General features: G+C 66.3%; 20 protein-coding genes and 1 tRNA gene. 12 read left to right on the forward strand and 9 right to left on the reverse strand.

Annotation, left to right across the window (positions count from 1 at the left end; translation table 11 throughout):
• Positions 1–64: 64 nt before the first annotated feature.
• Together AC3IT0_RS04600 and AC3IT0_RS04605 are read right to left on the reverse strand one after the other, a co-directional pair.
• Positions 65–802 carry a hypothetical protein gene (locus AC3IT0_RS04600; RefSeq protein ID WP_489322605.1) on the reverse strand — a complete coding sequence of 246 codons (738 nt, stop codon included), beginning with the start codon at positions 800–802 and terminating at the stop codon, positions 65–67.
• The gene (locus AC3IT0_RS04605; RefSeq protein ID WP_489322606.1) at positions 799–1545 is read right to left on the reverse strand and encodes a hypothetical protein; all 747 of its coding nucleotides are present in this window, start codon (positions 1543–1545) and stop codon (positions 799–801) included. Before AC3IT0_RS04605 ends, AC3IT0_RS04600 begins: the two co-directional genes overlap by 4 nt.
• Before the next feature lie 253 nt (positions 1546–1798).
• Here AC3IT0_RS04605 and AC3IT0_RS04610 point away from each other — a divergent pair, with 253 nt between their 5' ends.
• Both AC3IT0_RS04610 and AC3IT0_RS04615 read left to right on the forward strand, forming a co-directional pair.
• Positions 1799–3463, forward strand: a complete 1665-nt coding sequence (locus AC3IT0_RS04610; RefSeq protein ID WP_489322607.1) for an ABC-F family ATP-binding cassette domain-containing protein — start codon at positions 1799–1801, stop codon at positions 3461–3463.
• Positions 3460–5373: an ABC transporter ATP-binding protein gene (locus tag AC3IT0_RS04615; RefSeq protein ID WP_489322608.1), complete on the forward strand. Its 1914-nt coding sequence runs from the start codon at positions 3460–3462 to the stop codon at positions 5371–5373. Before AC3IT0_RS04610 ends, AC3IT0_RS04615 begins: the two co-directional genes overlap by 4 nt.
• Here the strand turns inward: AC3IT0_RS04615 and AC3IT0_RS04620 are convergent.
• The 3 genes from AC3IT0_RS04620 to AC3IT0_RS04630 all read right to left on the reverse strand — a co-directional run bounded on the left by AC3IT0_RS04620 (position 5370) and on the right by AC3IT0_RS04630 (position 6373).
• Positions 5370–5789, reverse strand: coding sequence for an NUDIX hydrolase (locus AC3IT0_RS04620; protein ID WP_489322609.1), 420 nt, complete (start codon positions 5787–5789; stop codon positions 5370–5372). The genes AC3IT0_RS04615 and AC3IT0_RS04620 overlap by 4 nt on opposite strands.
• Before the next feature lie 33 nt (positions 5790–5822).
• Positions 5823–6299 (reverse strand): DUF6314 family protein, encoded by a 477-nt coding sequence (locus AC3IT0_RS04625; RefSeq protein WP_489322610.1) that lies wholly within the window; start codon positions 6297–6299, stop codon positions 5823–5825.
• Position 6300: 1 nt separating this feature from the next.
• Positions 6301–6373: transfer RNA gene (locus tag AC3IT0_RS04630), tRNA-Arg, on the reverse strand.
• A gap of 83 nt (positions 6374–6456) precedes the next feature.
• On the opposite strand from AC3IT0_RS04630, the gene AC3IT0_RS04635 reads away from it, so the two are divergent.
• On the forward strand, positions 6457–7230 hold the full coding sequence (locus AC3IT0_RS04635; RefSeq protein ID WP_489322611.1) for a DUF998 domain-containing protein: 774 nt from the start codon (positions 6457–6459) through the stop codon (positions 7228–7230).
• A 70-nt stretch (positions 7231–7300) separates the two neighbouring features.
• On the opposite strand, the gene AC3IT0_RS04640 is transcribed toward AC3IT0_RS04635, so the two are convergent.
• Entirely contained in the window at positions 7301–7948 is a 648-nt protein-coding gene (locus tag AC3IT0_RS04640; protein WP_489322612.1) for a hypothetical protein, read from the reverse strand.
• Positions 7949–7980: 32 nt separating this feature from the next.
• Between AC3IT0_RS04640 and AC3IT0_RS04645 the strand changes: the two genes are divergently transcribed.
• The 5 genes from AC3IT0_RS04645 to sucD all read left to right on the forward strand — a co-directional run bounded on the left by AC3IT0_RS04645 (position 7981) and on the right by sucD (position 14686).
• On the forward strand, positions 7981–8826 hold the full coding sequence (locus tag AC3IT0_RS04645) for an inositol monophosphatase family protein (protein WP_489322613.1): 846 nt from the start codon (positions 7981–7983) through the stop codon (positions 8824–8826).
• A gap of 104 nt (positions 8827–8930) precedes the next feature.
• Positions 8931–11480, forward strand: coding sequence for a DNA helicase PcrA (gene pcrA / locus AC3IT0_RS04650; protein ID WP_489323716.1), 2550 nt, complete (start codon positions 8931–8933; stop codon positions 11478–11480).
• Between the two features lie 192 nt (positions 11481–11672).
• On the forward strand, positions 11673–12380 hold the full coding sequence (locus AC3IT0_RS04655; protein ID WP_489322614.1) for a hypothetical protein: 708 nt from the start codon (positions 11673–11675) through the stop codon (positions 12378–12380).
• Between the two features lie 222 nt (positions 12381–12602).
• Positions 12603–13772, forward strand: coding sequence for an ADP-forming succinate--CoA ligase subunit beta (sucC, locus tag AC3IT0_RS04660; RefSeq protein WP_489322615.1), 1170 nt, complete (start codon positions 12603–12605; stop codon positions 13770–13772).
• 11 nt (positions 13773–13783) lie between these two features.
• Complete coding sequence (gene sucD, locus AC3IT0_RS04665; RefSeq protein WP_489322616.1) at positions 13784–14686, forward strand: succinate--CoA ligase subunit alpha; 903 nt, start codon at positions 13784–13786, stop codon at positions 14684–14686.
• 131 nt (positions 14687–14817) lie between these two features.
• Here the strand turns inward: sucD and AC3IT0_RS04670 are convergent, their stop codons facing one another.
• Positions 14818–15267: a MarR family winged helix-turn-helix transcriptional regulator gene (locus tag AC3IT0_RS04670; RefSeq protein WP_489322617.1), complete on the reverse strand. Its 450-nt coding sequence runs from the start codon at positions 15265–15267 to the stop codon at positions 14818–14820.
• A gap of 170 nt (positions 15268–15437) precedes the next feature.
• Between AC3IT0_RS04670 and AC3IT0_RS04675 the strand changes: the two genes are divergently transcribed.
• On the forward strand, positions 15438–16652 hold the full coding sequence (locus tag AC3IT0_RS04675) for an MFS transporter (protein WP_489322618.1): 1215 nt from the start codon (positions 15438–15440) through the stop codon (positions 16650–16652).
• A gap of 169 nt (positions 16653–16821) precedes the next feature.
• Here AC3IT0_RS04675 and AC3IT0_RS04680 read toward each other — a convergent pair whose 3' ends face one another.
• Together AC3IT0_RS04680 and AC3IT0_RS04685 are read right to left on the reverse strand one after the other, a co-directional pair.
• Complete coding sequence (locus AC3IT0_RS04680; protein WP_489322619.1) at positions 16822–17304, reverse strand: SRPBCC family protein; 483 nt, start codon at positions 17302–17304, stop codon at positions 16822–16824.
• On the reverse strand, positions 17301–17660 hold the full coding sequence (locus AC3IT0_RS04685; RefSeq protein WP_489323717.1) for an ArsR/SmtB family transcription factor: 360 nt from the start codon (positions 17658–17660) through the stop codon (positions 17301–17303). The genes AC3IT0_RS04680 and AC3IT0_RS04685 overlap by 4 nt, the downstream gene beginning before the upstream one ends.
• A gap of 172 nt (positions 17661–17832) precedes the next feature.
• Here AC3IT0_RS04685 and AC3IT0_RS04690 point away from each other — a divergent pair, with 172 nt between their 5' ends.
• From AC3IT0_RS04690 to AC3IT0_RS04700, 3 genes are all read left to right on the forward strand, one after another.
• Complete coding sequence (locus AC3IT0_RS04690) at positions 17833–18237, forward strand: tautomerase family protein (RefSeq protein ID WP_489323718.1); 405 nt, start codon at positions 17833–17835, stop codon at positions 18235–18237.
• A gap of 184 nt (positions 18238–18421) precedes the next feature.
• Positions 18422–19456, forward strand: coding sequence for a 5-dehydro-2-deoxygluconokinase (gene iolC, locus AC3IT0_RS04695; protein ID WP_489322620.1), 1035 nt, complete (start codon positions 18422–18424; stop codon positions 19454–19456).
• Positions 19453–20376: a Cgl0159 family (beta/alpha)8-fold protein gene (locus tag AC3IT0_RS04700; protein WP_489322621.1), complete on the forward strand. Its 924-nt coding sequence runs from the start codon at positions 19453–19455 to the stop codon at positions 20374–20376. Before iolC ends, AC3IT0_RS04700 begins: the two co-directional genes overlap by 4 nt.
• Positions 20377–20381 lie beyond the last annotated feature (5 nt).

Here is a 20381-nt window from a genome sequence, read left to right on the forward strand (position 1 = left end):
CCCGCCCCAACTTCACACATTCATGATTGTGCCATGACTAATGATTTTGTGAAAGACGTGAAAGTTACTTTGCGGTAGAAGTCCTTTGCCGCAGGCCGCTCCGCCGGTGCCGGACACTGGCCACGGCGATTAAAGCCAGGCCAACAACAAAGCAAAGAACCGCCGTGTAGTTGATCAGGAACGTCGCTGCGCCCCAGCTGGTCGGATAGAACGGGAAGAGCAGCGTTAGCGCGATGGCCACCGATCCGGTGCCCAGCAGGACGGCGGCGATGCGAACCAGGGCGGGCAGCGTGCTGCGGACCGCGCGCACCATGGCCGGCAGCAGGATCAGCGAAACGTACGCCGGATAGGCGCGGCCGGCGGCCCCGTAGTACTCAACCAGGAGACCGTTCCCGGCACCCTGGCCCGACAAGGAAACCAATCCCACGGACGAACCGGCAGTGTCCATCATGAGGAAGACACCCACCACGATCAGCGATGTCAGCGCCAGGACGGCCGTCCCGATCCGTCCGGTCAGCAGCCGGTAGGCGTCGTCGGCCCCAAAGCCCCGGGTGACGCGGACGCCCACGAAGAAAATAGCGGCGAAGATGACAAAACGGAGCAGGAGGTTGGCCACATTAATGCCGCCGAGCACCTGGTCGATGGCAAGGTACGGCGCCTGGATGCTGAGCAGAATGGCCAGGGTCATCAGCGCAAAGATGTAGAAGAGTGTCCGGTTCTTCCCCCTCACGGCACTGGGAACGCGCGCAGCGGCCACCAGGCCGCAGACAGTCAGCGTGGACCACTGCAGGATTTCGATCATCCCAGGTTCTCCCAGATCTTTTCGGTTTTCTCGTGGTCATGTTCCTGCCGGCGGAGGGCTCTGCCGAGTGTCTGCAGCCGCTCGCCGGCCAAGGTGGTGAGCTCGCCGTCGGACAGGCTGTCCAGGGCAGCCTGCCGGGCTCCGGGAGGCCAGCCGGCCTCCGCCTCCGTGACCAGCCCGGTGGCCACCAGGCCGCTGGCCGGGCCGACGCCGGCGGCAAGGGAGGTGGCAACCGCCAGTTCAGGAGCGAGCCGGTTTGCGGTCAGTTGCGCCGAATAGTTCTGCGGAGCGATTCCGGTGGCGGCGGAGACACGGTGCCGCAGTTCGCCGTCGTCGATCGCCTCCACCCAGTTCTTGACCGAGGTGGCGTGCGGGGGCGGTTCCAACGCGGACGAACCTGCCGGCGCGGGAGCCGCGGGCACGCCGCCCGGGTCCGCGGCGGAACGGGCCAAAACTGCCCGCAGGAGGTCCGGGGTGGAGATCTGGCTGACCAGTTCGGACCTGGTGGGTGGGTGCGGGGCCGCGAGCTGGCTGTAGGCATCGAAGGCCGCCAGCGCCGAGACGGGATTGACGTTGTACGCCCGGCTGATGCTCACCACTGTTGCCTCTGCCACCTTGCCCCGGACAAGCTGCTGGGCCAGCGTGGTTCTCTTGATGCCGGATACTCGGCAGATGTCGGACGTGCTCGTGTGGGGGGCGATGCCGTACAGCCAGCGCTGGAACGCTTTGGCAGGAATGGGCATATCGGCTCTCTGCTGAACGGATGATTGCTTTTCGATTTTAGCCTGATCTGCCGCGGGCGGGTTTGGCGCGGCGTGCTGGGTCGACTATGCTTGATGGTCGAGCCCGTTGGTCCGTACACCCCCCAAGTCCGGACCGGCGGGCTCTTTAGTGCCCCGGCACTTTTCGGGGCGGCACATTGCGGATTCACCGCAGTTTCGGGCCGATTCAGGCGGGCTCCTCCGGCCGGGCGGCAGCGAGAGGATGGACCAACCTATGACTGCAACCCTTGTTGCCAAAGATCTTTCCGGCGGCCACGACCACCGGACGCTGTTCGACAAACTTTCCCTCACGGTGGCCCCCGGCGACGTAGTGGGTGTGGTGGGCGCCAACGGCGCGGGCAAGTCCACCCTGCTGCGCCTCCTGGCCGGTGTGGACCAGCCCCAGGGCGGCAGCGTCAGCCTCGCCCCCTCCGATGCCTTTGTGGGTTGGCTGCCGCAGGAACACGAGCGCGTGGCTGGCGAGACTGTGGCCGGCTACATCGCCCGCCGGACCGGCTGCGCCCAGGCGACCGTGGAGATGGAGTCCACCGCAGAGGCTCTGGGCTCCGGCGCGCCGGGAGCCGACGACGCCTACTCCCTGGCCTTTGACCGCTGGATGGCCTCGGGCGCGGCAGACCTCGACGAACGCATCCCGCCCGTCCTGGCCGACCTCGGGCTGGACACCGGCGCGGACGCTCCCATGACCGGGCTCTCCGGCGGCCAGGCCGCCCGCGTGGCCCTTGCTGCGCTCCTGCTCAGCCGGTTCGATGTTGTGCTGCTGGACGAGCCCACGAACGACCTCGACCTGGCAGGGCTCGCCAAACTGGAGGCCTTTGTCCAGGGCCTGCGCGGCGGTGTGGTGCTGGTGTCCCATGACCGCGAGTTCCTGGCCCGCTGCGTGACCACCATCGTGGAACTGGATCTGGCGCAGAATTCCGTGGCAGTGTACGACGGCGGCTACGAGGCCTTCCTGGAGGAGCGCGCCGTGGCGCGGCGCCACGCCAGGGAAAAGTTTGAGGAGTTCGCCTCCTCCAAGGCGGACCTGGTCTCCCGTGCCCGCACCCAGCGCGAGTGGAGCTCCCAGGGTGTCCGGAACGCCATGAAGAAGAGCCCGGACAATGACAAGATCCGCCGGGCCGCCAGCACCGAGTCCTCGGAAAAGCAGGCCCAGAAGGTCCGGCAGATGGAATCCCGGATTGCCCGGCTGGACGTAGTGGAGGAGCCGCGGAAGGAATGGCAGCTGCAATTCACCATCGGCCAGGCGCCCCGCTCCAGTGCGGTGGTGGCCACCCTGCGTGACGCCGTCGTGCATCAGGGCGACTTCACCCTGGGTCCGGTGAACCTGCAGCTCAACGCGGGGGAGCGGATCGGCATCACCGGCCCCAACGGAGCCGGCAAGTCGACGCTGCTGCGCCTGCTTCTGGGCGTGCAGGCACCCGACGCCGGGAACGCCGCCATGGGCGCCTCGGTGGCCATCGGCGAAATCGACCAGGCCCGCGGACTGCTGGCAGGCCACCTCAACCTTGCCGACGCCGTCGAAGCCGTCCTCACGGACCTGACATCGGCGGAGGTCCGCACCCTGCTGGCCAAGTTCGGGCTGAAAGCGGACCACACCACCCGCCCTGTGGATTCCCTGTCGCCGGGGGAGCGCACCCGCGCTGCACTGGCGCTGCTGCAGGCGCGTGGGGTGAACCTGCTGGTCCTGGACGAACCCACCAACCACCTGGACCTGCCCGCCATCGAGCAGCTGGAAGAGGCGCTGGGAAGTTATGAGGGCGCTTTGCTGTTAGTAACCCATGACCGGAGGCTGCTCGAGAACGTTCAGCTGGATGTCCGGTGGAATGTGGACAACGGAACGGTAACTGAACTGATGACAGACGCAACGGAGCACCAGCGATGAGCATGGACGGCGTCGCCTGGCACTCCCTGTACAACATTTCCCGGGCCAAAAACGGCTCCAGGCCCTTCTCCAAGGCCACCCTGAAACGCGTTCTGGGGTTTGCACGCCCGCACCGGACAAAACTGATCGCCTTTGTGGCGCTGTCCATTGTGATGGCGTTCCTGGCCGTAGCCACGCCCGTGCTGGCCGGCCAGGTGGTTGATGCCATCGTGGCCAAGGCGGGCACGGAGGAAGTGATCCGGCTGGCGCTGCTGATCGCCGTGGTGGCCGTGGCCGAAGCCGGCCTGGGACTGGTCAGCCGCTGGCTTTCGTCCACCATCGGCGAAGGCGTGATCGTGGACCTGCGCACCAGGGTCTTTGACCACGTGCAGAAGATGCCCATCGCATTCTTCACCCGCACCCGCACCGGCGCCCTGGTCAGCCGCCTGAACAACGACGTCATCGGCGCGCAGTCCGCCTTCGCCGGCACACTGTCCGGCGTGGTCAGCAACGTGGTGGCACTGATCCTGACGCTGATCGTCATGCTCGGGACGTCCTGGCAGGTCACCGTGCTCGCCATGATCCTGCTGCCGATCTTCCTGATCCCGGCCCGCCGGATGGGCTCCAAGCTCGCGGACCTGCGGCGTGAGGCCGCGAACCACAACGCAGCCATGGGCACCCAGATGACCGAGCGGTTCTCCGCGCCGGGCGCCACGCTCGTGAAGCTTTTCGGCCGGCCGGATGAGGAATCCCGCGAGTTCGCTGTGCGTGCCGGCCGGGTCCGGGACATCGGCGTCCGCACGGCCATGCTGCAGTTCACCTTCGTCACCGCTCTGACGCTGGTGTCCGCGCTCGCGTTGGCCCTGGTTTACGGCCTGGGCGGCTGGCTGGCCATCGGCGGGCAGCTCGCCGCGGGCGACGTCGTGGTGCTGGCGCTGCTGCTCACCCGCCTCTACGCCCCGCTCACCGCCCTCTCCAACGCCCGCGTGGAAATTATGAGTGCCCTGGTCAGCTTCGAGCGGGTTTTCGAGATCCTGGACCTCAAGCCCCTGATCCAGCAGAAGCCCGACGCCGTGGCCATCCCGCCGGGACACGTTTCGGTGGAGTTCGACGACGTCCGCTTCGCCTACCCCTCCGCGGACAAGGTCTCGCTCGCCTCCCTCGAGGAAGTGTCCACGCTGGACACCCGCGGCGGCGAAGAGGTGCTGCACGGCATCAGCTTCCGTGTGGAACCCGGGCAGACCGTCGCCCTGGTGGGTTCCTCGGGTGCCGGAAAGTCCACTATCGCGCAGCTGCTTTCCCGGCTGTACGACGTCGATTCGGGCGCCGTGCGGCTTGGCGGCACTCTTCCCGGCACCGGACTGGACGTCCGGGATACCACCTTCGACTCGCTGCGGGACACCCTGGGCATGGTCACCCAGGACGGGCACCTGTTCCACGAGTCCATCGCCTCCAACCTCCGGCTCGCACGCCCGGACGCCACCGAAGAGGACATGTGGGACGCCATCCGGCAGGCCCGCCTCGAGACCATGATCCGGTCCCTGCCCGACGGCCTGGACACCGTGGTGGGGGAGCGCGGCTACAGGCTCTCCGGCGGTGAACGCCAGCGCCTGACCATCGCACGGCTGCTGATTTCCCAGCCCCGGGTGGTCATCCTGGACGAGGCCACGGCCGCACTTGACTCCACCAACGAAGCCGCCGTGCAGGCCGCCTTGGGCGCCGCACTTGAGGGGCGCACCGCCGTCGTGATTGCCCACCGGCTGTCCACCATCCGGGCCGCCGACGTCATCCTTGTGGTGGAGGACGGGCGGATCGTGGAACGCGGCAACCACACCGACCTGCTCGCGGCCGAGGGACGGTACGCCGAGCTGTACCACACGCAGTTCGCCGAGGCCACGGCCGTGGCAGCCGAAGCCGTTCCGGAGTACTAGCGGCGGAGTGCGGCCAGTTCCGGCAGGATGTGGTCCGTCAGGAGCGGGGCGAGGTCCGCGGGCAGCAGCGCGCCCCGATCAAGGGCCGCCAGGTCCAGCCAGCGGATCTCGGCGATCTCAGCCGACGGGTGCGCCGTCCAGGTTCCGGGTGCCGTGAACACCGTGGCCTCGATGTCCGTGGCGGCCTCGTTGGCGGCGTCGGCGATCCAGACTCCCATCAGCTCCAGCTCGGCCGGATCCACCACGATCCCCACTTCCTCCTGAAGTTCCCGCGCAGCAGCGTGGACGGCGGATTCACCGGCTTCGGGCTTGCCGCCCGGGTGCATAAACATGCTGGTACCGCGCTTGCGGACGGTCAGGAGCCGGCCGGCGTCGTCGAAGACACAGACGGCGGAGACAACAATGCGGGCTTTCACGGCTTCGAGCCTAGCCTGTTCGGGCCTGCCACTTCAGGGCTTTCGCTGCAGGGCGGACGTCAGCAGCAGGTCCTTGCGCGGGCCGGTCACATCCCACGTGTAACTGAACGTGTCCGGGCCTTCGTAGGTGTAGGCCACGCGGTACGTGTCGGGATCGCACCAGTGCTGGTCCAGGTTGGCCTCCGGCGTGAAACTCATCCGGTGGAAGGGCCGCCCGTCGGCAAAAAACACGTCCAGGGCGTCGTGCCGGTCGGCGGGTTTCAGGAGGTATTCACGGGTGGCGGGGCCGGTGAAAGTCGGCCAGCGCATGGTGCCTTCCTCGCGGAGGGCCAGGCCGCCGTCGTCCGCGGGGGAAAAACGTACGACGCCGGAAAAGGTTCCGTGGGTGCCGGCCGCCCGGTCCAGCAGCTGCCGTTCAACGCCCCAAGTCCCCTCAACGGGCAAATTCCCGGCCGGCAAAGGGCCGAGCAGGTAGGCGCGGAGGTAGAACTCCGGTGAAGGAAGATTCAAGTGCCCTCGATTGGAATCGAACCAACGACACCGGCTTTAGGAGAGCCGTGCTCTATCCACTGAGCTACGAGGGCGCGTATCCGTTGTTCCGGCAGGGCCGGTCCGTCCGGACACGGATACAAGCATACAAGGTGGGAGGCCGTACTACGCTCTTGGCATGAGATCAGCCCCGACGTCCGCCTCCGCCGTGGCCTACCTCCCGGATACGGCCTCCATCCGCCAGTACATCGGCGCCTGGTCCGTCCTGAGTGTCCTGCAGTATTTTGTGGCGGAAGCTGCAGTGATCGGCGCGTGGGCCGGCCCACAGCCCTACGACCGCCGGACCGGCTACATCAGCGACCTCGGCGCAGTCCACTGCGGGATCTACGACGGACGGGACGTCTGCTCGCCGCTGCATTGGCTGATGAACGCCTCGTTTGTGGTCCAGGGACTGGGGATGCTGCTCGGTGCGCTGCTGCTGGGTTCGGGGCTGCTGTGCGTCGCCGCAAGGGCCGGGGCGCGGGTCCAGCCAGGCCGCAGGAAACCTTGGCTGGCGGCCGTCTTTGTCCGTGTGCTTACAGGTACCGCCGGCGCAGGGACCATGATCGTGGGCCTGGTGCCGGAGGATGTCGGCTCCGGCTGGCACTTCGTGGGCGCGCTGATGTACTTCCTTGCCGGCGCGTTGGCGTTGCTGCTGCTGGGCGCGTTGTGGCTGCGGCAGACGCCCCTGGGATGGTTCGTCCTCGTGTGCGGGCTCGTGTCCCTCGCCGCGCTGGTAACAGGCGGACTGACAGGCCTGGATGTTCCGGAACCGGGCACCCTGGAGCGGCTGATGGGCTATCCGGTCACAGTTGGAGTGGCAGCTGCTGGCCTGGTGATCGCCCAACGGGTGCACCGGCACCGCATGGAGCGGCGCCTTCACCCATCGATTGGTCCCCACCGGGCCCCCTAGCCTCGCAAGCTCGGCCAGGGAACCCTGCCGGCGTGGGCCCTAGCACCGGTTAGAGCGCTCAAAAGGGCCGCTACGGAGCAGTCGATGAAGAGTTTGTCGCCTGGCCTCGCCGCACGTTCAGGAACACCGCCGCCGCCCCGGCCAGCAGGCTGAGGACAAACAGCACCCACCCTGCAACGGTGAGTGTGGACGCCAGGGCGACCTGGCCGGCGTCGACCGTTCCCGAGGCCAGCGCGGCATCGACGGCGACGTTGCCCCACAACCGGACCACAACGAACAGCAGCGGGACGGCCCAGAGGACCCAGCGGAGGGACTTGCGGGCAACGTTGGTCCCGATCAGCAGCAGCCAGGTGAAGCCGAAGATCAGCGGGAAGAGGGTGCCCGCTGTCTTGTGGACGTAGTTGAGCTGGCCTCGGGCGTCGTCGTCCATGGCGGCGTTCAACTGGCCGACATAGCCGGCGTCAAAACCGCCCACCAGGGAGTCCGGCATGGCCAGGCCGCCGGAGAGCTGGGTGAGCTGTTGCAGCGTGAGCAGGTGGACGTACCAGAACAGGAACAGGCTGACTACAACGCCTGCGATGAGGATCAGGTTGGTGTTGTTCTGGGCCTTCTGCGGCGAACGGCTGGTGGTGGGGTTGATGACCGGCGGGAGGCTGTGCTGCGGGACAGCCGCCTTGGAGCCGTGCTTCTTGATCCGCTGCGCTGGGGTTTTGGCCATGGCACCATTATCCCGCCACCTAAACTGGGTCCATGACCACTGGCCGGCACAGCGCCCTTGAACTTGACCCCGCCCTGGACGACTATCAGCTGGCAGCCGCGCTGGTGCGCGAAGCCGGGCAACTGGCGCTCCTGATGCGCATGGCCGGGCTGCAGTCCCAGCAGAAAACCTCCATCTCCGACGTTGTGACCGCCGCGGACCACGCCGCCGAAGCCTATGTGCTGGAGCAGTTGCAGCGCTGCCGGCCGGAGGACGGCATCTTGGGGGAGGAGGGCGCCTCGGTAGCCGGCACCAGCGGCCGCACCTGGGTGATCGATCCCGTGGACGGCACCTACAACTTCCTGCACGGATCCACGTACTGGTGCTCGGCCCTCGCGCTGAAGGATTCGTCCGATGTGCTGCTCGGCGCGATCTTCCAGCCCGAGGAGGACAAGCTCTGGCTCGGCGGCACGGCCCACGCCGCCACGCTGAACGGTGAGGTGCTGACCGCCTACAAGGACACGGGCGCTGTCGAGGACGGCATGGCGCGCAACGCAACCGCACTCGCCGAACTTGGCGCGGCCACCTACATCCACCCCACCTGGCTGATGGATCCGCTCTGCGCCATGCCCTGGCACGCTGCGGCCACCTCCGCCGCGGCGCTGCGGATGTTTGGCTCCGGGTCCTGCGACCTGGGCCGGGTGGCCGATGGCCAGCTGGGATGCTGGTTCCAGCACAGCTGCCCGGAATGGGACTGGCTGCCGGGCAAGGCGATCGTGCGCGCCGCCGGCGGCGCCACGGACTCGGTCCGGATCAACGGCCTGGACTGGTTTATGGCGGGAGGCACGACGGCGGTGCGGGAGTTGCGTGCCGCCCTCGAGTCGGGCTCGGTGGCCTGAGTCCGGGCCGGCTTTTGCGCGCTTCCGGGGTTGGGCTGGCGGTGTTATCCACAGGCTGGACCTGACTGTCAGTCCCACCGCCTAGACTTGTAGGCACCATGGATATGTTGTTTGACCCGTACTCTGACGGACCGTTCAAGGCCGCCGCGCCAGCCTCCGCCCGCACGAAGTCGCGCCCGGAAGGCCTTGCCGCGGCCGCCGAATTCGGTGGTGGCGGGCCCGGCAGCGGACCGGGCGGCGGTTCCGTTGGCAGCCCGGGCGGCTGGGCCAACCAGCAGCCGGCTCATGACGGCAACGGCGAGCCGGCCCACCACCGGCCCAATGCCGAGGAGCTCCTGCAGGGGCTTAACCCGCAGCAGGAGGAGGCCGTTAAGCACGCCGGCGGTGCCCTGCTCATTGTGGCCGGCGCCGGCTCGGGCAAAACCCGTGTCCTCAGTAACCGGATCGCCTACCTTATTGCCACCCGCCGTGCGCATCACGGTGAGATCCTGGCCATCACGTTCACCAACAAGGCCGCCGCCGAGATGCGGGAGCGCATCGCTGCGCTGGTGGGTGGACGGGCCAAGATCATGTGGATCTCCACGTTCCACTCGTCCTGCGTGCGGATCCTGCGCCAGGAGGCCGCCAACGTCGGCCGGAAGCCGAACTTCTCCATCTACGACTCCGCGGACTCGCTGCGGCTGGTCATCCAGGTCTCCAAGAGCCTGGACCTGGACCCCAAGAAGTTCGCGCCCAAGGCCATCCAGCACAAGATCTCCGCACTCAAGAACGAGCTCATCGACGCCGATTCCTACGCGTCCTCCGCGAACTACAACGATCCCTTCGAGTCCGCGGTGGCTGACGTCTTCAAGGGCTACACCCAGCGGCTGCGCCAGGCCAATGCCATGGACTTCGATGACCTCATCGCCGAGACGGTCTACATGTTCCGCGCCTTCCCGGCGCTCGCCGATTCCTACCGGCGCCGGTTCCGGCACGTCCTGGTGGACGAGTACCAGGACACCAACCACGCCCAGTACGCGTTGGTCCGCGAGATTGTGGGTGAGGGTCCGGGGGCGTCCGAGCTCACCGTCGTCGGCGACTCCGACCAGTCCATTTATGCCTTCCGCGGCGCCGACATCCGCAACATCGTCGAGTTCGAAAACGACTATCCCGAAGCCCTCACCATCAAGCTGGAGCAGAACTACCGCTCCACCCAGAACATCCTCAGCGCGGCCAACTCCGTGATCTCGCGCAACCCGAACCGCCCCGACAAGCGGCTGTGGACTGCCGAGGGCGAGGGGCACAAGATCATCGGCTACGTGGGCGAGAACGAGCACGCCGAGGCCCAGTTCATTGCCAAGGAGATTGACCGGCTCCAGGACGAGGACAACCTCCGCCCCGGTGACGTTGCCATTTTCTACCGCACCAACGCGCAGTCCCGTTCCATAGAGGATGTGCTGGTCCGGGTTGGCCTGCCGTACAAGGTGGTGGGCGGCACCCGGTTCTACGACCGCAAGGAAATCAAGGACGCCCTCGCGTACCTCCGCGTTCTGGTGAACCCGGACGACGACGTCAACCTGCGCCGGGTGCTCAACGAACCCAAGCGCGGCATTGGTGACCGCGCCGAGGGTGCCGTGGCCGCACTGGCCGAGCGCGAACGGATGTCCTTCATGGCCGCCGCCCGGCGGGCTGAAGAGGCTCCCGGCATGGCCACCCGTTCCGTCAACGCCGTCCTTGGCTTTGTGAAACTGCTGGACGACCTCGCAGAGGTTGCCTCCGGTTCGGGTGCCGCCGCCGCGCTGGAGGCCGTCCTGGAACAGACCGGCTACCTGGCCGGGCTGCGTTCCAGCACTGATCCACAGGATGAGTCCCGCGTGGAGAACCTGGCGGAACTCGTCGCCGTCGTACGTGAATACGAACAGGAGAACCCGGAAGGTTCCCTGGAGGCCTTCCTGGAACAGGTGTCGCTGGTGGCAGACGCCGACCAGATCCCGGACGCGCCGGGGGCCGACATCGACGCCGCCGTGGCGGAAGCCAAACGCCTGGGCGTGGTCACGCTGATGACCCTCCACACCGCCAAGGGGCTCGAATTCCCGGTGGTGTTCCTGACCGGCATGGAACACGGGCTGTTCCCGCACCAGCGCTCGGCCACGGACCCCAAGGAACTCGCCGAGGAACGCCGGCTGGCCTACGTGGGCCTGACCCGCGCACGCAAGCGCCTCTACGTCACCCGGTCCGAAGTCCGCAGCATGTGGGGCCAAAGCCAGTACAACCCGGCCAGCCAGTTCCTCGAGGAAATTCCGGCCGAGCTGCTGGACTGGAAACGCGAAGGCACCAGCCGGCAGTCCGGCGGATGGGGGAGCAGCGCGTCGATCGGCTCCAGCCGTTACGGCGGATCCTTCTGGGGCGCCGGCACGTCCCGCGGTGCGGCCGCCGACTCCTCGGCGGGCTTCAACGCGGACGTTCCCGCCGCCATCGCCAAGAACCGGGTCCAGCCGCAGAAGGAGATTGTGGCCGTCAGTGTGGGCGACAAGGTCAACCACACCAGCTTCGGCAACGGCACGGTGCTGGCGCTGGAAGGCGCCGGGGACAAAACGGTGGCCAAGGTGAAGTTCAGCGTCGGCGAGAAGCGTCTCCTGCTCCGGTACGCGCCGCTCACGAAGCTCGACGCCTAGCCACGCTTTCCCTTGTCCGGGCACGCCGAGTCCCGCCGTCGTGGGCCACTTTGAACGACTTAACCCGGAAAACCGGCCGAAGCGGCGGCGTGTCCGAGCCGAAGTGCCCCATTTAGGCCGGACGAGCGGCCCAAGACCAGCCGGGAGTCCGCGGGCAGGCGCCCGACGGCCGGAAGCCGCCGCCGGGGCATAATGGAGGCCATGCGACGGACTGTATTGGGGATCCTGGCCGCCCTCTTCGTGTTGACGGGCACGGCCTGCAGCATCACCACCGAGGACCCGGGCTACGTGGCTCCGCCGCCGCTGCCGGCCATGGAGCACCTGGAACAGGCAGCGCCGGCCGACCCCGCCGCGTTCACGGCCAGCGGGGACGTCCTGTCCTTCATCACGGAGGACCGGAACATTGTGTGTTCCCTGACGTCGGCCCGCGGGGAACACCTTAACCTCCCGTATGAGTCGAACGGCTTCACCGACGCGGCCAACAACAAGCTCGCCACCGTCCCCGTGGCGCACTGCGAGCTTGCCGGTTATCCCAAGCCCGCCGCGGGCGACATCAAGGACGACTGCGCCGGCACCGGCCTGGGCTACCTCGGCGGAGCGGCGCTGCTCAGCCCGGACAAGGCAACGTACGGGGAGTGCCGTTCCGGCGTCTCACAAATGGAGGCAGCCTACGGACCCAAAGGAAATAAGAGCGGCCCGCTGGCGGAACTGCAGGTCCTCGCCGAGGGCCAGAACCTGGAACGGAACGGCCTGCGCTGCTCGGCCTATAACGGTGGGGTGGCATGCGGAAACGTCTCGGCAGGCGTCGGATTCTTTGTGGCCCGGGACCGCTACGAACTTATTTCCAAGGAACTGGCAACACCCTCCCCGGCAGCCCCGGAGGCCTCAAAAACCCCGTAATCTAGGCGTTTTTCTACGCTTCATAGAATAGTGTCGTTACTCACATAAGCGGTACTGTGGAACGGGCCGGTCCTCTGAGAGGACTAGAGTTCCGAATGGAGCATTGCGCTGTGGGGCCCGTTTCCGGACTGGTCGCAGGCGCAGGCAATCCGCAGCCCGGTCATCGTCTTCGGCGGTGCCCGACTGTACAGAAACTACTTCGACGTAGAAGGACACTAAACCGTGGACCTGTTTGAATACCAGGCGCGCGATATGTTCGAGGCGCACGGTGTACCCGTGCTTGCCGGCATCGTGGCGTACACCCCAGAAGAAGCAAAGGCAGCTGCCGAGAAAATCGGCGGCGTAACTGTCGTTAAGGCCCAGGTCAAGGCTGGTGGCCGCGGTAAGGCTGGCGGCGTCAAGGTTGCCAAGACCGCCGATGAGGCGTTTGAGCACTCCACCAACATCCTGGGCATGGACATCAAGGGCCACACCGTTAACAAGGTGATGATTGCCCAGGGTGCCGACATTGCCGAGGAGTACTACTTCTCCGTCCTGCTGGACCGGGCCAACCGCAACTACCTGGCCATGTGCTCGGTAGAAGGTGGCATGGAAATCGAACAGCTCGCCGTCGAACGCCCTGAGGCGCTCGCCAAGATCGCCATCGATCCCGCTGTGGGCATCGACCAGGCCAAGGCTGACGAAATCGTCGCAGCTGCAGGCTTCGCTGAGGAACTGCGCGGCAAGGTCGCCGCCGTGATCCTCAAGCTCTGGGACGTTTTCAAGAAGGAAGACGCCACCCTCGTGGAGGTCAACCCGCTGGTCAAGACCGGCGCCGGCGACATCGTGGCACTGGACGGCAAGGTCTCCCTCGACGAGAACGCCGACTTCCGCCACGCCAAGCACGCCCTCCTTGAGGACAAAGACGCTGCAGATCCGCTCGAGGCCAAGGCCAAGGCGCAGGACCTGAACTACGTCAAGCTGGACGGCTCCGTTGGCATCATCGGCAACGGTGCAGGCCTGGTTATGTCCACCCTGGACGTTGTTGCCTACGCCGGTGAAAACCACGGCAACGTCAAGCCCGCCAACTTCCTGGACATCGGCGGTGGAGCTTCCGCCGAGGTCATGGCTGCCGGCCTCGACGTCATCCTGGGCGACCCGCAGGTCAAGTCCGTGTTCGTAAACGTCTTCGGTGGCATCACCGCGTGTGACGCCGTCGCCAAGGGCATCGTTGGTGCGCTGGCCGAGCTGGGCCACTCCGCGAACAAGCCGCTGGTAGTCCGCCTCGACGGCAACAACGTTGAAGAAGGCCGCCGCATCCTGGCCGAGGCCAACCACCCGCTGGTTACCCTGGCCGCCACCATGGACGAGGGCGCCGACAAGGCCGCCGAGCTCGCCAACGCAGCTAAGTAAAGGGACGCACCATGTCTATCTATCTGAACAAGGACTCCAAGGTCATCGTCCAGGGCATCACCGGCGGCGAAGGCACCAAGCACACCGCCCTGATGCTGAAGGCCGGCACCAACATTGTTGGTGGCGTCAACGCCCGTAAGGCCGGCACCACGGTCCTGCACGGCGAGACCGAGATCAACGTTTTTGGCACCGTCAAGGAAGCCATTGCCGAAACCGGGGCGGACGTCTCCATCGTCTTCGTCCCGCCGGCATTCACCAAGAACGCCGTGGTCGAAGCCATCGAGGCAGGCATCGGCCTGGTCGTTGTCATCACCGAAGGCGTGCCGGTCCAGGATTCCGCCGAGTTCTGGGCACTGGCCCAGGCCACGGTTGACGCCGACGGCAACCAGGTCACCCGCATCATCGGCCCGAACTGCCCCGGCATCATCACCCCCGGCGAAGCCCTGGTTGGCATCACGCCGGCCAACATCACGGGCAAGGGCCCCATCGGCCTGGTTTCCAAGTCCGGAACCCTGACCTACCAGATGATGTACGAACTGCGCGACTTGGGCTTCTCCACCGCCATCGGCATCGGCGGCGACCCCGTCATCGGCACCACGCACATTGACGCCCTGGCCGCGTTCGAGGCTGACCCCGAGACCAAGGCGATCGTCATGATCGGCGAAATCGGTGGCGACGCCGAAGAGCGTGCCGCCGACTACATCAAGGCCAACGTCACCAAGCCCGTTGTTGGCTACGTTGCCGGCTTCACCGCTCCCGAAGGCAAGACCATGGGCCACGCCGGCGCCATCGTCTCCGGTTCCGCCGGAACCGCCCAGGCCAAGAAGGAAGCCCTTGAGGCTGCAGGCGTGAAGGTCGGCAAGACGCCGTCCGAGACCGCCAAGCTGCTGCGCGAAGTTTACGCAGCGCTCTAGCACCAGCACCAAACAACGCGGGGTCACCTGCCGTCCGCTGGGACGGCAGGTGGCTCCGCGTTTTTTGGTTAAGTACGACGGCGGACGGTCACCTTCATCTGGAAGGTGACCGTCCGCCGTCGTACTGGAAACTACGCGTTCGCGTGGAGCCGGGGGAGTGCGTCCACCAGCGCGGCCAGCTCGGGAATCTCCTGGGCCTCGGCCAGGGCGCGCTCCAGCGTGGCGTCCTGGACGGGCCGGGTTTCCTCCAGCAGGGCGATGCCGCTGGGCGTTAGCTCGGTGTAGATGCCGCGGCGGTCGTCCGCGCAGAGGATCCGCGTCAGCAGAGCGCGGTCCTCAAGCCTGTTGACCAGCCGGGTGGTGGCACTGGCGCTGAGGGCGGTGGCGCGGGCCAGCTGCTGCATGCGCATATGCCAGCCGTCCTGCCGGCTGAGCGCGTCCAGCACGGTGTATTCCACCACTGACAGCTGTGATTCGGCCTGGAGGGAGCGTTCCAGCTCACCTTCGATCAGGCCGTGCAGCGCCGCGAGCGTGCGCCAACCCTGTGCCCGGACCTCCACGGCGTCGTCCTTGATGCCCATCTGTCTTTCCTCTCGCGGGTGCCCCGGACGCCTGGCGGCGTGGTTCAGGGCACAGTCCCATAATAGTTGCTTGCGCGATGTATCTGCTTGTGCAACAGTAAATAACGCGTCTGCAACTAATAGCTTACGCGTCCTATCTCATTCCGTACAGTTTTCAAAGGAGCATCCCCATGCCCATTGGCCTGATAGCCCTCGCCCTCGGCGGGTTCGGCATCGGACTCACTGAGTTCGTGATCATGGGCCTGCTGCCCGAGGTTGCCGCCGACTTCCAGGTCAGCGAGGCCACGGCAGGCTGGCTGATCTCCGGCTACGCCCTCGCCGTTGTCGTCGGCGCATTGGTGCTGACCGCCGCGGTGACCCGCTTCGAACGCAAGCCCGTCCTCGCCGTCCTGCTGGTGCTGTTCATCGCCGGCAACCTGGCCTCCGCCATCGCCCCCGACTACGGGATGATGATGATCGGGCGGATCATCGCCGCCCTGGCGCACGGTGCCTTCTTCGGGATCGGCGCCGTGGTGGCCGCGGACATGGTTGCCCCCACGAAAAAGGCCGGCGCCATCGCCACTATGTTCACCGGGCTCACCGCCGCCAATGTGCTGGGCGTGCCATTCGGCACCATGCTGGGACAGGCTGCGGGCTGGCGCTCCACGTTCTGGGCCATCACCGTCATAGGAGTCATCGCCCTGGCGGGAATCCTCGCGCTGGTTCCGAAGTCCGGCCACGGCGACACCACGCCCGGAACCCTGCGCAGTGAACTGCGCGCCTTCCGTTCCGGCCAGGTGTGGCTCTCCATCCTCGTCACGATCCTCGGCTACGGCGGTATGTTCGGCGCCTTCACGTACATCGCCTTCACCCTCACGGAGGTCTCCGGCTTCGCCGCCTCCACAGTTCCCTGGCTGCTGATCGTCTTCGGTGTAGGCCTCTTTATCGGCAACACCATCGGTGGCAAGGCCGCGGACCGCAACGTGGACCGCACGCTTATCGTTGTGCTCTCGGTGCTGGTGGTTGTGCTCGTCGGCTTTGGCCTGACTGCCGGCAATCAGGTGCTCACCGTGGCCTCGATCGTCCTGATGGGCGGCTTCGGATTCGCCACCGTGCCGGGCCTGCAGATGCGTGTAATGAAGTACGCCTCCAGCGCGCCCACCCTCGCCTCCGGCGCCAATATCGGCGCGTTCAACGTCGGCAACGCCCTCGGCGCCTGGCTCGGGGGAGTGACCATCACGGTCGGACTCGGCTACACCTCACCCATCTGGGCCGGAGCCGGCATCACCTTGCTGGGGCTCGTGGTGATGATCATCGCCGCGGCCGGAGCTAAGCGGGCCGTTCGGCAGACGTCCCCCGACGCTGGCCGACGGGTGGCTCCAGAACCCGTCGCGGTCCTTCGCTGACCCTGCCGCACCGGAAGCGGCCCGGTGGTTGGGCTTGTCGAAACCCGACGGGCCGGGCCACCTGGTCTTGTCGGGTTCGACCACCGGGTCTTGACCACCAGTACGACGGCGGCCGGTTACCTTCTCCAGGAAGGTAACCGGCCGCCGTCGTACTCGTTTAGGGCCTGTCCTAGACCTTGGCGCCGGTGAGGAGTTCGTCGAGCCGCTCGTAGCCCTCGGTCATGCCGCCTTCCATGCCGGACTGCGCCATGCCGTCGCGGGCCTCCTGGCTGGGGTAGACGGAGTGGCCCCGGATGCGGGACCGGCCGTTGCCGAGGTCCTCGAAGGTGAGGAACTCGATGCTGACGATGTCGGGGTAGCCGCCGAACTCGAAGGTCTGGATGGCAAATTCGTTCTCGCGGACGGTGTGATAGACGCCGCTGAATTCGTAAGCGACGCCGTCGGGCCCGGTGTGCAGGTAGCTGTAGCTGCCGCCCGTCCGGAAATCGAACTGTTTGATTTCCATCTTCAAGCCACGCGGGCCGAGCCACTGGACGATAAGGTCCGGGTCCTTGTGCGCGCGGAAGACGTCCGCGACCGGGAAGTCGAACTCCCGCTCGAAGTCGATGAAGGGGAGTCCTTCAGGAATGGTGAGGTTCAGTGGATTGCTCATGATGATTCCTTTAGGTGGTTGCCGCCGTTCGCGGCACTGGATCTGAGCACGGCGTCCAGGCTGCGGAACTGCTCTTCGTGGACCAGCCGGTACTGGTCGATCCACGCTGTGAGAGCCTCCAGCCGTGCGGGATTCAGGTGGACGGGCCGGCGCTGGGCTTCCCTGCTTCGGGTGACGAGCCCTGCCTGCTCGAGGACCTGGATATGCTTCGAGACCGCCTGTTTGGTGATCGCGAAGGGCTCCGCCAATTCATTTACTGTGGCCTGCCCGCCGCTGAGCCGGGCGATGATCCGCCGCCGCACGGGGTCGGCCAGGGCCATAAAGGCCGAGTCCAGGGTGCCGTCGTCGGGGTTCATCGTGGTGCAGACCCTTTCTTTGATCATTAATCAACCAATTCGTTGATCAACTACTTGGTTGTTTAACCATAACGCCGATCCCGCCTCGACGGAAGGGGTATGTGGGGATTTTTCTTGCGGGCCATCTCTGTAGTTTGTTAGTATGTCAGGACAAGCTATAGGAGAGATGAAAATGCCACTGGTTCGAATCGATGTTAATCAAGGTCGCAGCGCCGAGGAGTTGCAGCGCTTGAGCCGGGGCATCCATGACGCGATCCTCGCGGAGTATGCCATCCCCGAGCGGGACTACTTCCACGTTCTCACGGAGCACCCGCTGGGCCAGATTGTCGCCCAGGATGCGGGACTCGGCTTCGAGCGCACCCCCGATGTGGTGATGGTCCAGATCTTTACGCAAGGTGGCCGGAGCCAGGCGGCCAAGCAATCCCTTTTTGCGGCGATCGCCGACCGACTGGCGGAACTTGATGTCGCCGGTGAGGACGTGTTTATCGGATATGTCGAGAATACGGCGGGTGACTGGTCGTTCGGCTTCGGGCGGGCGCAGTATGTCACGGGTGAACTGGCGGTTCCCCGGAAGTGATCCTGAGCGCCAACTGGGCGCTTATGCAGGTTGTAAATATGTCAGTACAAACCTTTGACAGGACAATGATTCTAGGGCAAGGTAGTGGTTGTGGTCCCGCTCACGGGGGCCCGGCCAGGAACCCGAGCTCTAGCACTTGCTGTACACGGGTATGGAGCTCAAACCAGAAAGGTCCGCGATTACCGTGACCCACGAACTGCTCACGATCGGGCGCATCAGTGTCGATATCTACCCGAACGACATCGGGGTGGACCTGGAGGACGTGACGTCCTTCGGAAAGTACCTCGGAGGTTCCCCGTCCAACGTGGCCGTGGCCGCGGCGCGGCATGGCCGCAACGCAGGCGTGATCACCCGCACCGGCGACGACGCCTTCGGGAAATACCTCCACCGTGAACTGCGCAAGTTCAACGTGGACGATACATTCGTTACGCCGGTGAAGGAATGGCCCACCGCGGTGACGTTCTGCGCCATCATGCCGCCGGATGATTTTCCGCTCTACTTCTACGGGCGTTTCCCCACGGCGCCTGACCTGCAGATCAACGCCGCGGAACTGGACCTGGCTGCCATCCGTGACGCCGGGATCTTCTGGTCGACGGTGACCGGACTGTGCCAGGAGCCCAGCCGCGAGGCGCACCTGGCCGCCCATGCTGCCCGTCCGCGGACCGGTCTGAAGGAAGGCCAGTACACCATCCTGGACCTGGACTACCGGCCCATGTTCTGGGCCTCCGAAGAGGAAGCCCGCGCCGAGGTTGCCAAGATCCTCCCGCACGTCACGGTGGCTATCGGCAACGACAAGGAATGCGCCGTCGCCGTGGGCGAAGGATCCCCTGACGAGCAGGCCGACCGGCTGCTGGCCGCCGGCGTCGAGATCGCCGTCGTCAAGCTCGGGCCGGAAGGGGTGATGGCGAAGACCCGCACCGAACGCGTTGTCTCCGCGCCGGTCCCGGTGCAAACCGTCAACGGCCTCGGCGCCGGCGACTCGTTCGGTGGGGCCTTCTGCCACGGACTGCTGTCCGGCTGGCCGCTGGCACAGGTCCTGGATTACGCCAACGCCGCCGGCGCCATTGTGGCCTCCCGCCTTTCCTGCGCCGACGCCATGCCGACGCCGGCGGAAGTCACCTCGCTGCTGGCCGAACGCGGCCGCCTGGCACCCGCCCTGGCCGGTGCCGCAGCCTCACGCCCGTCCCACACCACCGTTTCCGAAGGAGCAGCGTCTTGAGCGCCAACGACGATCCCCGCCGCTACCAGCACCTCAGCGCCCTCCGGCTCGAAGACCCCGACGCCGTTGCCCGCGCCGCAGCCACGCGCCGCCGCCATCCGGGGCTGAAGTATGGTGTGCAGAACTTCATCGTTGCCGCAGACCACCCCGCCCGCGGAGCCCTCTCCGTGGGAAACGATCCGGTGGCCATGGCGGACCGCCGCGATTTGTTGGACCGCCTGCAGATCGCCCTGGCAAACCCCGCCGTGGACGGTGTCCTCGCCTCCCCGGACATCATGGATGACCTGCTTCTCCTGGGGGCCCTGGAAGGCAAACTGGTCTTCGGCTCCATGAACCGCGGTGGCCTGGCCGGGCTCGTCAACGAAATCGATGACCGCTTCACCGGCCACACCGCCGAGGCCCTGGACGCCCTGGGCGCCGACGGCGGCAAGATGCTGACCCGGATCTGCCTCGGCGACCCGGACACCGCCTCCGCCCTGGAAGCCACGGCGCGGGCCGTCGACTCCCTCGCCGCACGCAGGCTGATCGCCATGGTGGAACCGTTCCTCTCGGTCTGGCAGAACGGCAAGGTCCGCAACGACCTCAGCCCGGACGCCGTCATCAAGTCCATCGCGATCGCCCAGGGCCTGGGCTCCACGAGCGCCTATACCTGGATGAAGCTGCCCGTGGTAGCCGAGATGGAACGCGTCATGGCAGCCACCACGCTGCCCACCGTGCTCCTCGGCGGAGATCCGGAAGGCACCCAGGATGAGGTCTTCGCCAGCTGGCAGGCTGCCCTGGCCCTGCCCGGAGTCCAGGGCCTCACCGTGGGCCGGACGCTGCTGTACCCGGCCGACGGCGATGTTGCCGGTGCTGTCGCCACCGCCGCCTCGCTGCTCAAGACGCCCGTGCTGCAGTCATCAGCGAAAGTATCGGAGTAAAGCCT

The sequence above is a fragment of the Pseudarthrobacter sp. KH_020_B genome (genome assembly GCF_057840185.1).

Coding starts and splice junctions, on each gene's coding strand:
- AC3IT0_RS04670 (WP_489322617.1), bottom strand. CDS start 15,267: ATGGGCATCAAGGACGACGCCGTGGAGGTCCGGGCACAGGGTTGGCGC.
- AC3IT0_RS04640 (WP_489322612.1), bottom strand. CDS start 7,948: ATGGCCAAAACCCCAGCGCAGCGGATCAAGAAGCACGGCTCCAAGGCG.
- pcrA (WP_489323716.1), top strand. CDS start 8,931: ATGTTGTTTGACCCGTACTCTGACGGACCGTTCAAGGCCGCCGCGCCA.
- AC3IT0_RS04675 (WP_489322618.1), top strand. CDS start 15,438: ATGCCCATTGGCCTGATAGCCCTCGCCCTCGGCGGGTTCGGCATCGGA.
- AC3IT0_RS04615 (WP_489322608.1), top strand. CDS start 3,460: ATGAGCATGGACGGCGTCGCCTGGCACTCCCTGTACAACATTTCCCGG.
- AC3IT0_RS04635 (WP_489322611.1), top strand. CDS start 6,457: ATGAGATCAGCCCCGACGTCCGCCTCCGCCGTGGCCTACCTCCCGGAT.
- sucD (WP_489322616.1), top strand. CDS start 13,784: ATGTCTATCTATCTGAACAAGGACTCCAAGGTCATCGTCCAGGGCATC.
- AC3IT0_RS04690 (WP_489323718.1), top strand. CDS start 17,833: ATGCCACTGGTTCGAATCGATGTTAATCAAGGTCGCAGCGCCGAGGAG.
- AC3IT0_RS04685 (WP_489323717.1), bottom strand. CDS start 17,660: ATGAACCCCGACGACGGCACCCTGGACTCGGCCTTTATGGCCCTGGCC.
- AC3IT0_RS04600 (WP_489322605.1), bottom strand. CDS start 802: ATGATCGAAATCCTGCAGTGGTCCACGCTGACTGTCTGCGGCCTGGTG.
- AC3IT0_RS04655 (WP_489322614.1), top strand. CDS start 11,673: ATGGAGGCCATGCGACGGACTGTATTGGGGATCCTGGCCGCCCTCTTC.
- AC3IT0_RS04605 (WP_489322606.1), bottom strand. CDS start 1,545: ATGCCCATTCCTGCCAAAGCGTTCCAGCGCTGGCTGTACGGCATCGCC.
- AC3IT0_RS04610 (WP_489322607.1), top strand. CDS start 1,799: ATGACTGCAACCCTTGTTGCCAAAGATCTTTCCGGCGGCCACGACCAC.
- AC3IT0_RS04680 (WP_489322619.1), bottom strand. CDS start 17,304: ATGAGCAATCCACTGAACCTCACCATTCCTGAAGGACTCCCCTTCATC.
- AC3IT0_RS04645 (WP_489322613.1), top strand. CDS start 7,981: ATGACCACTGGCCGGCACAGCGCCCTTGAACTTGACCCCGCCCTGGAC.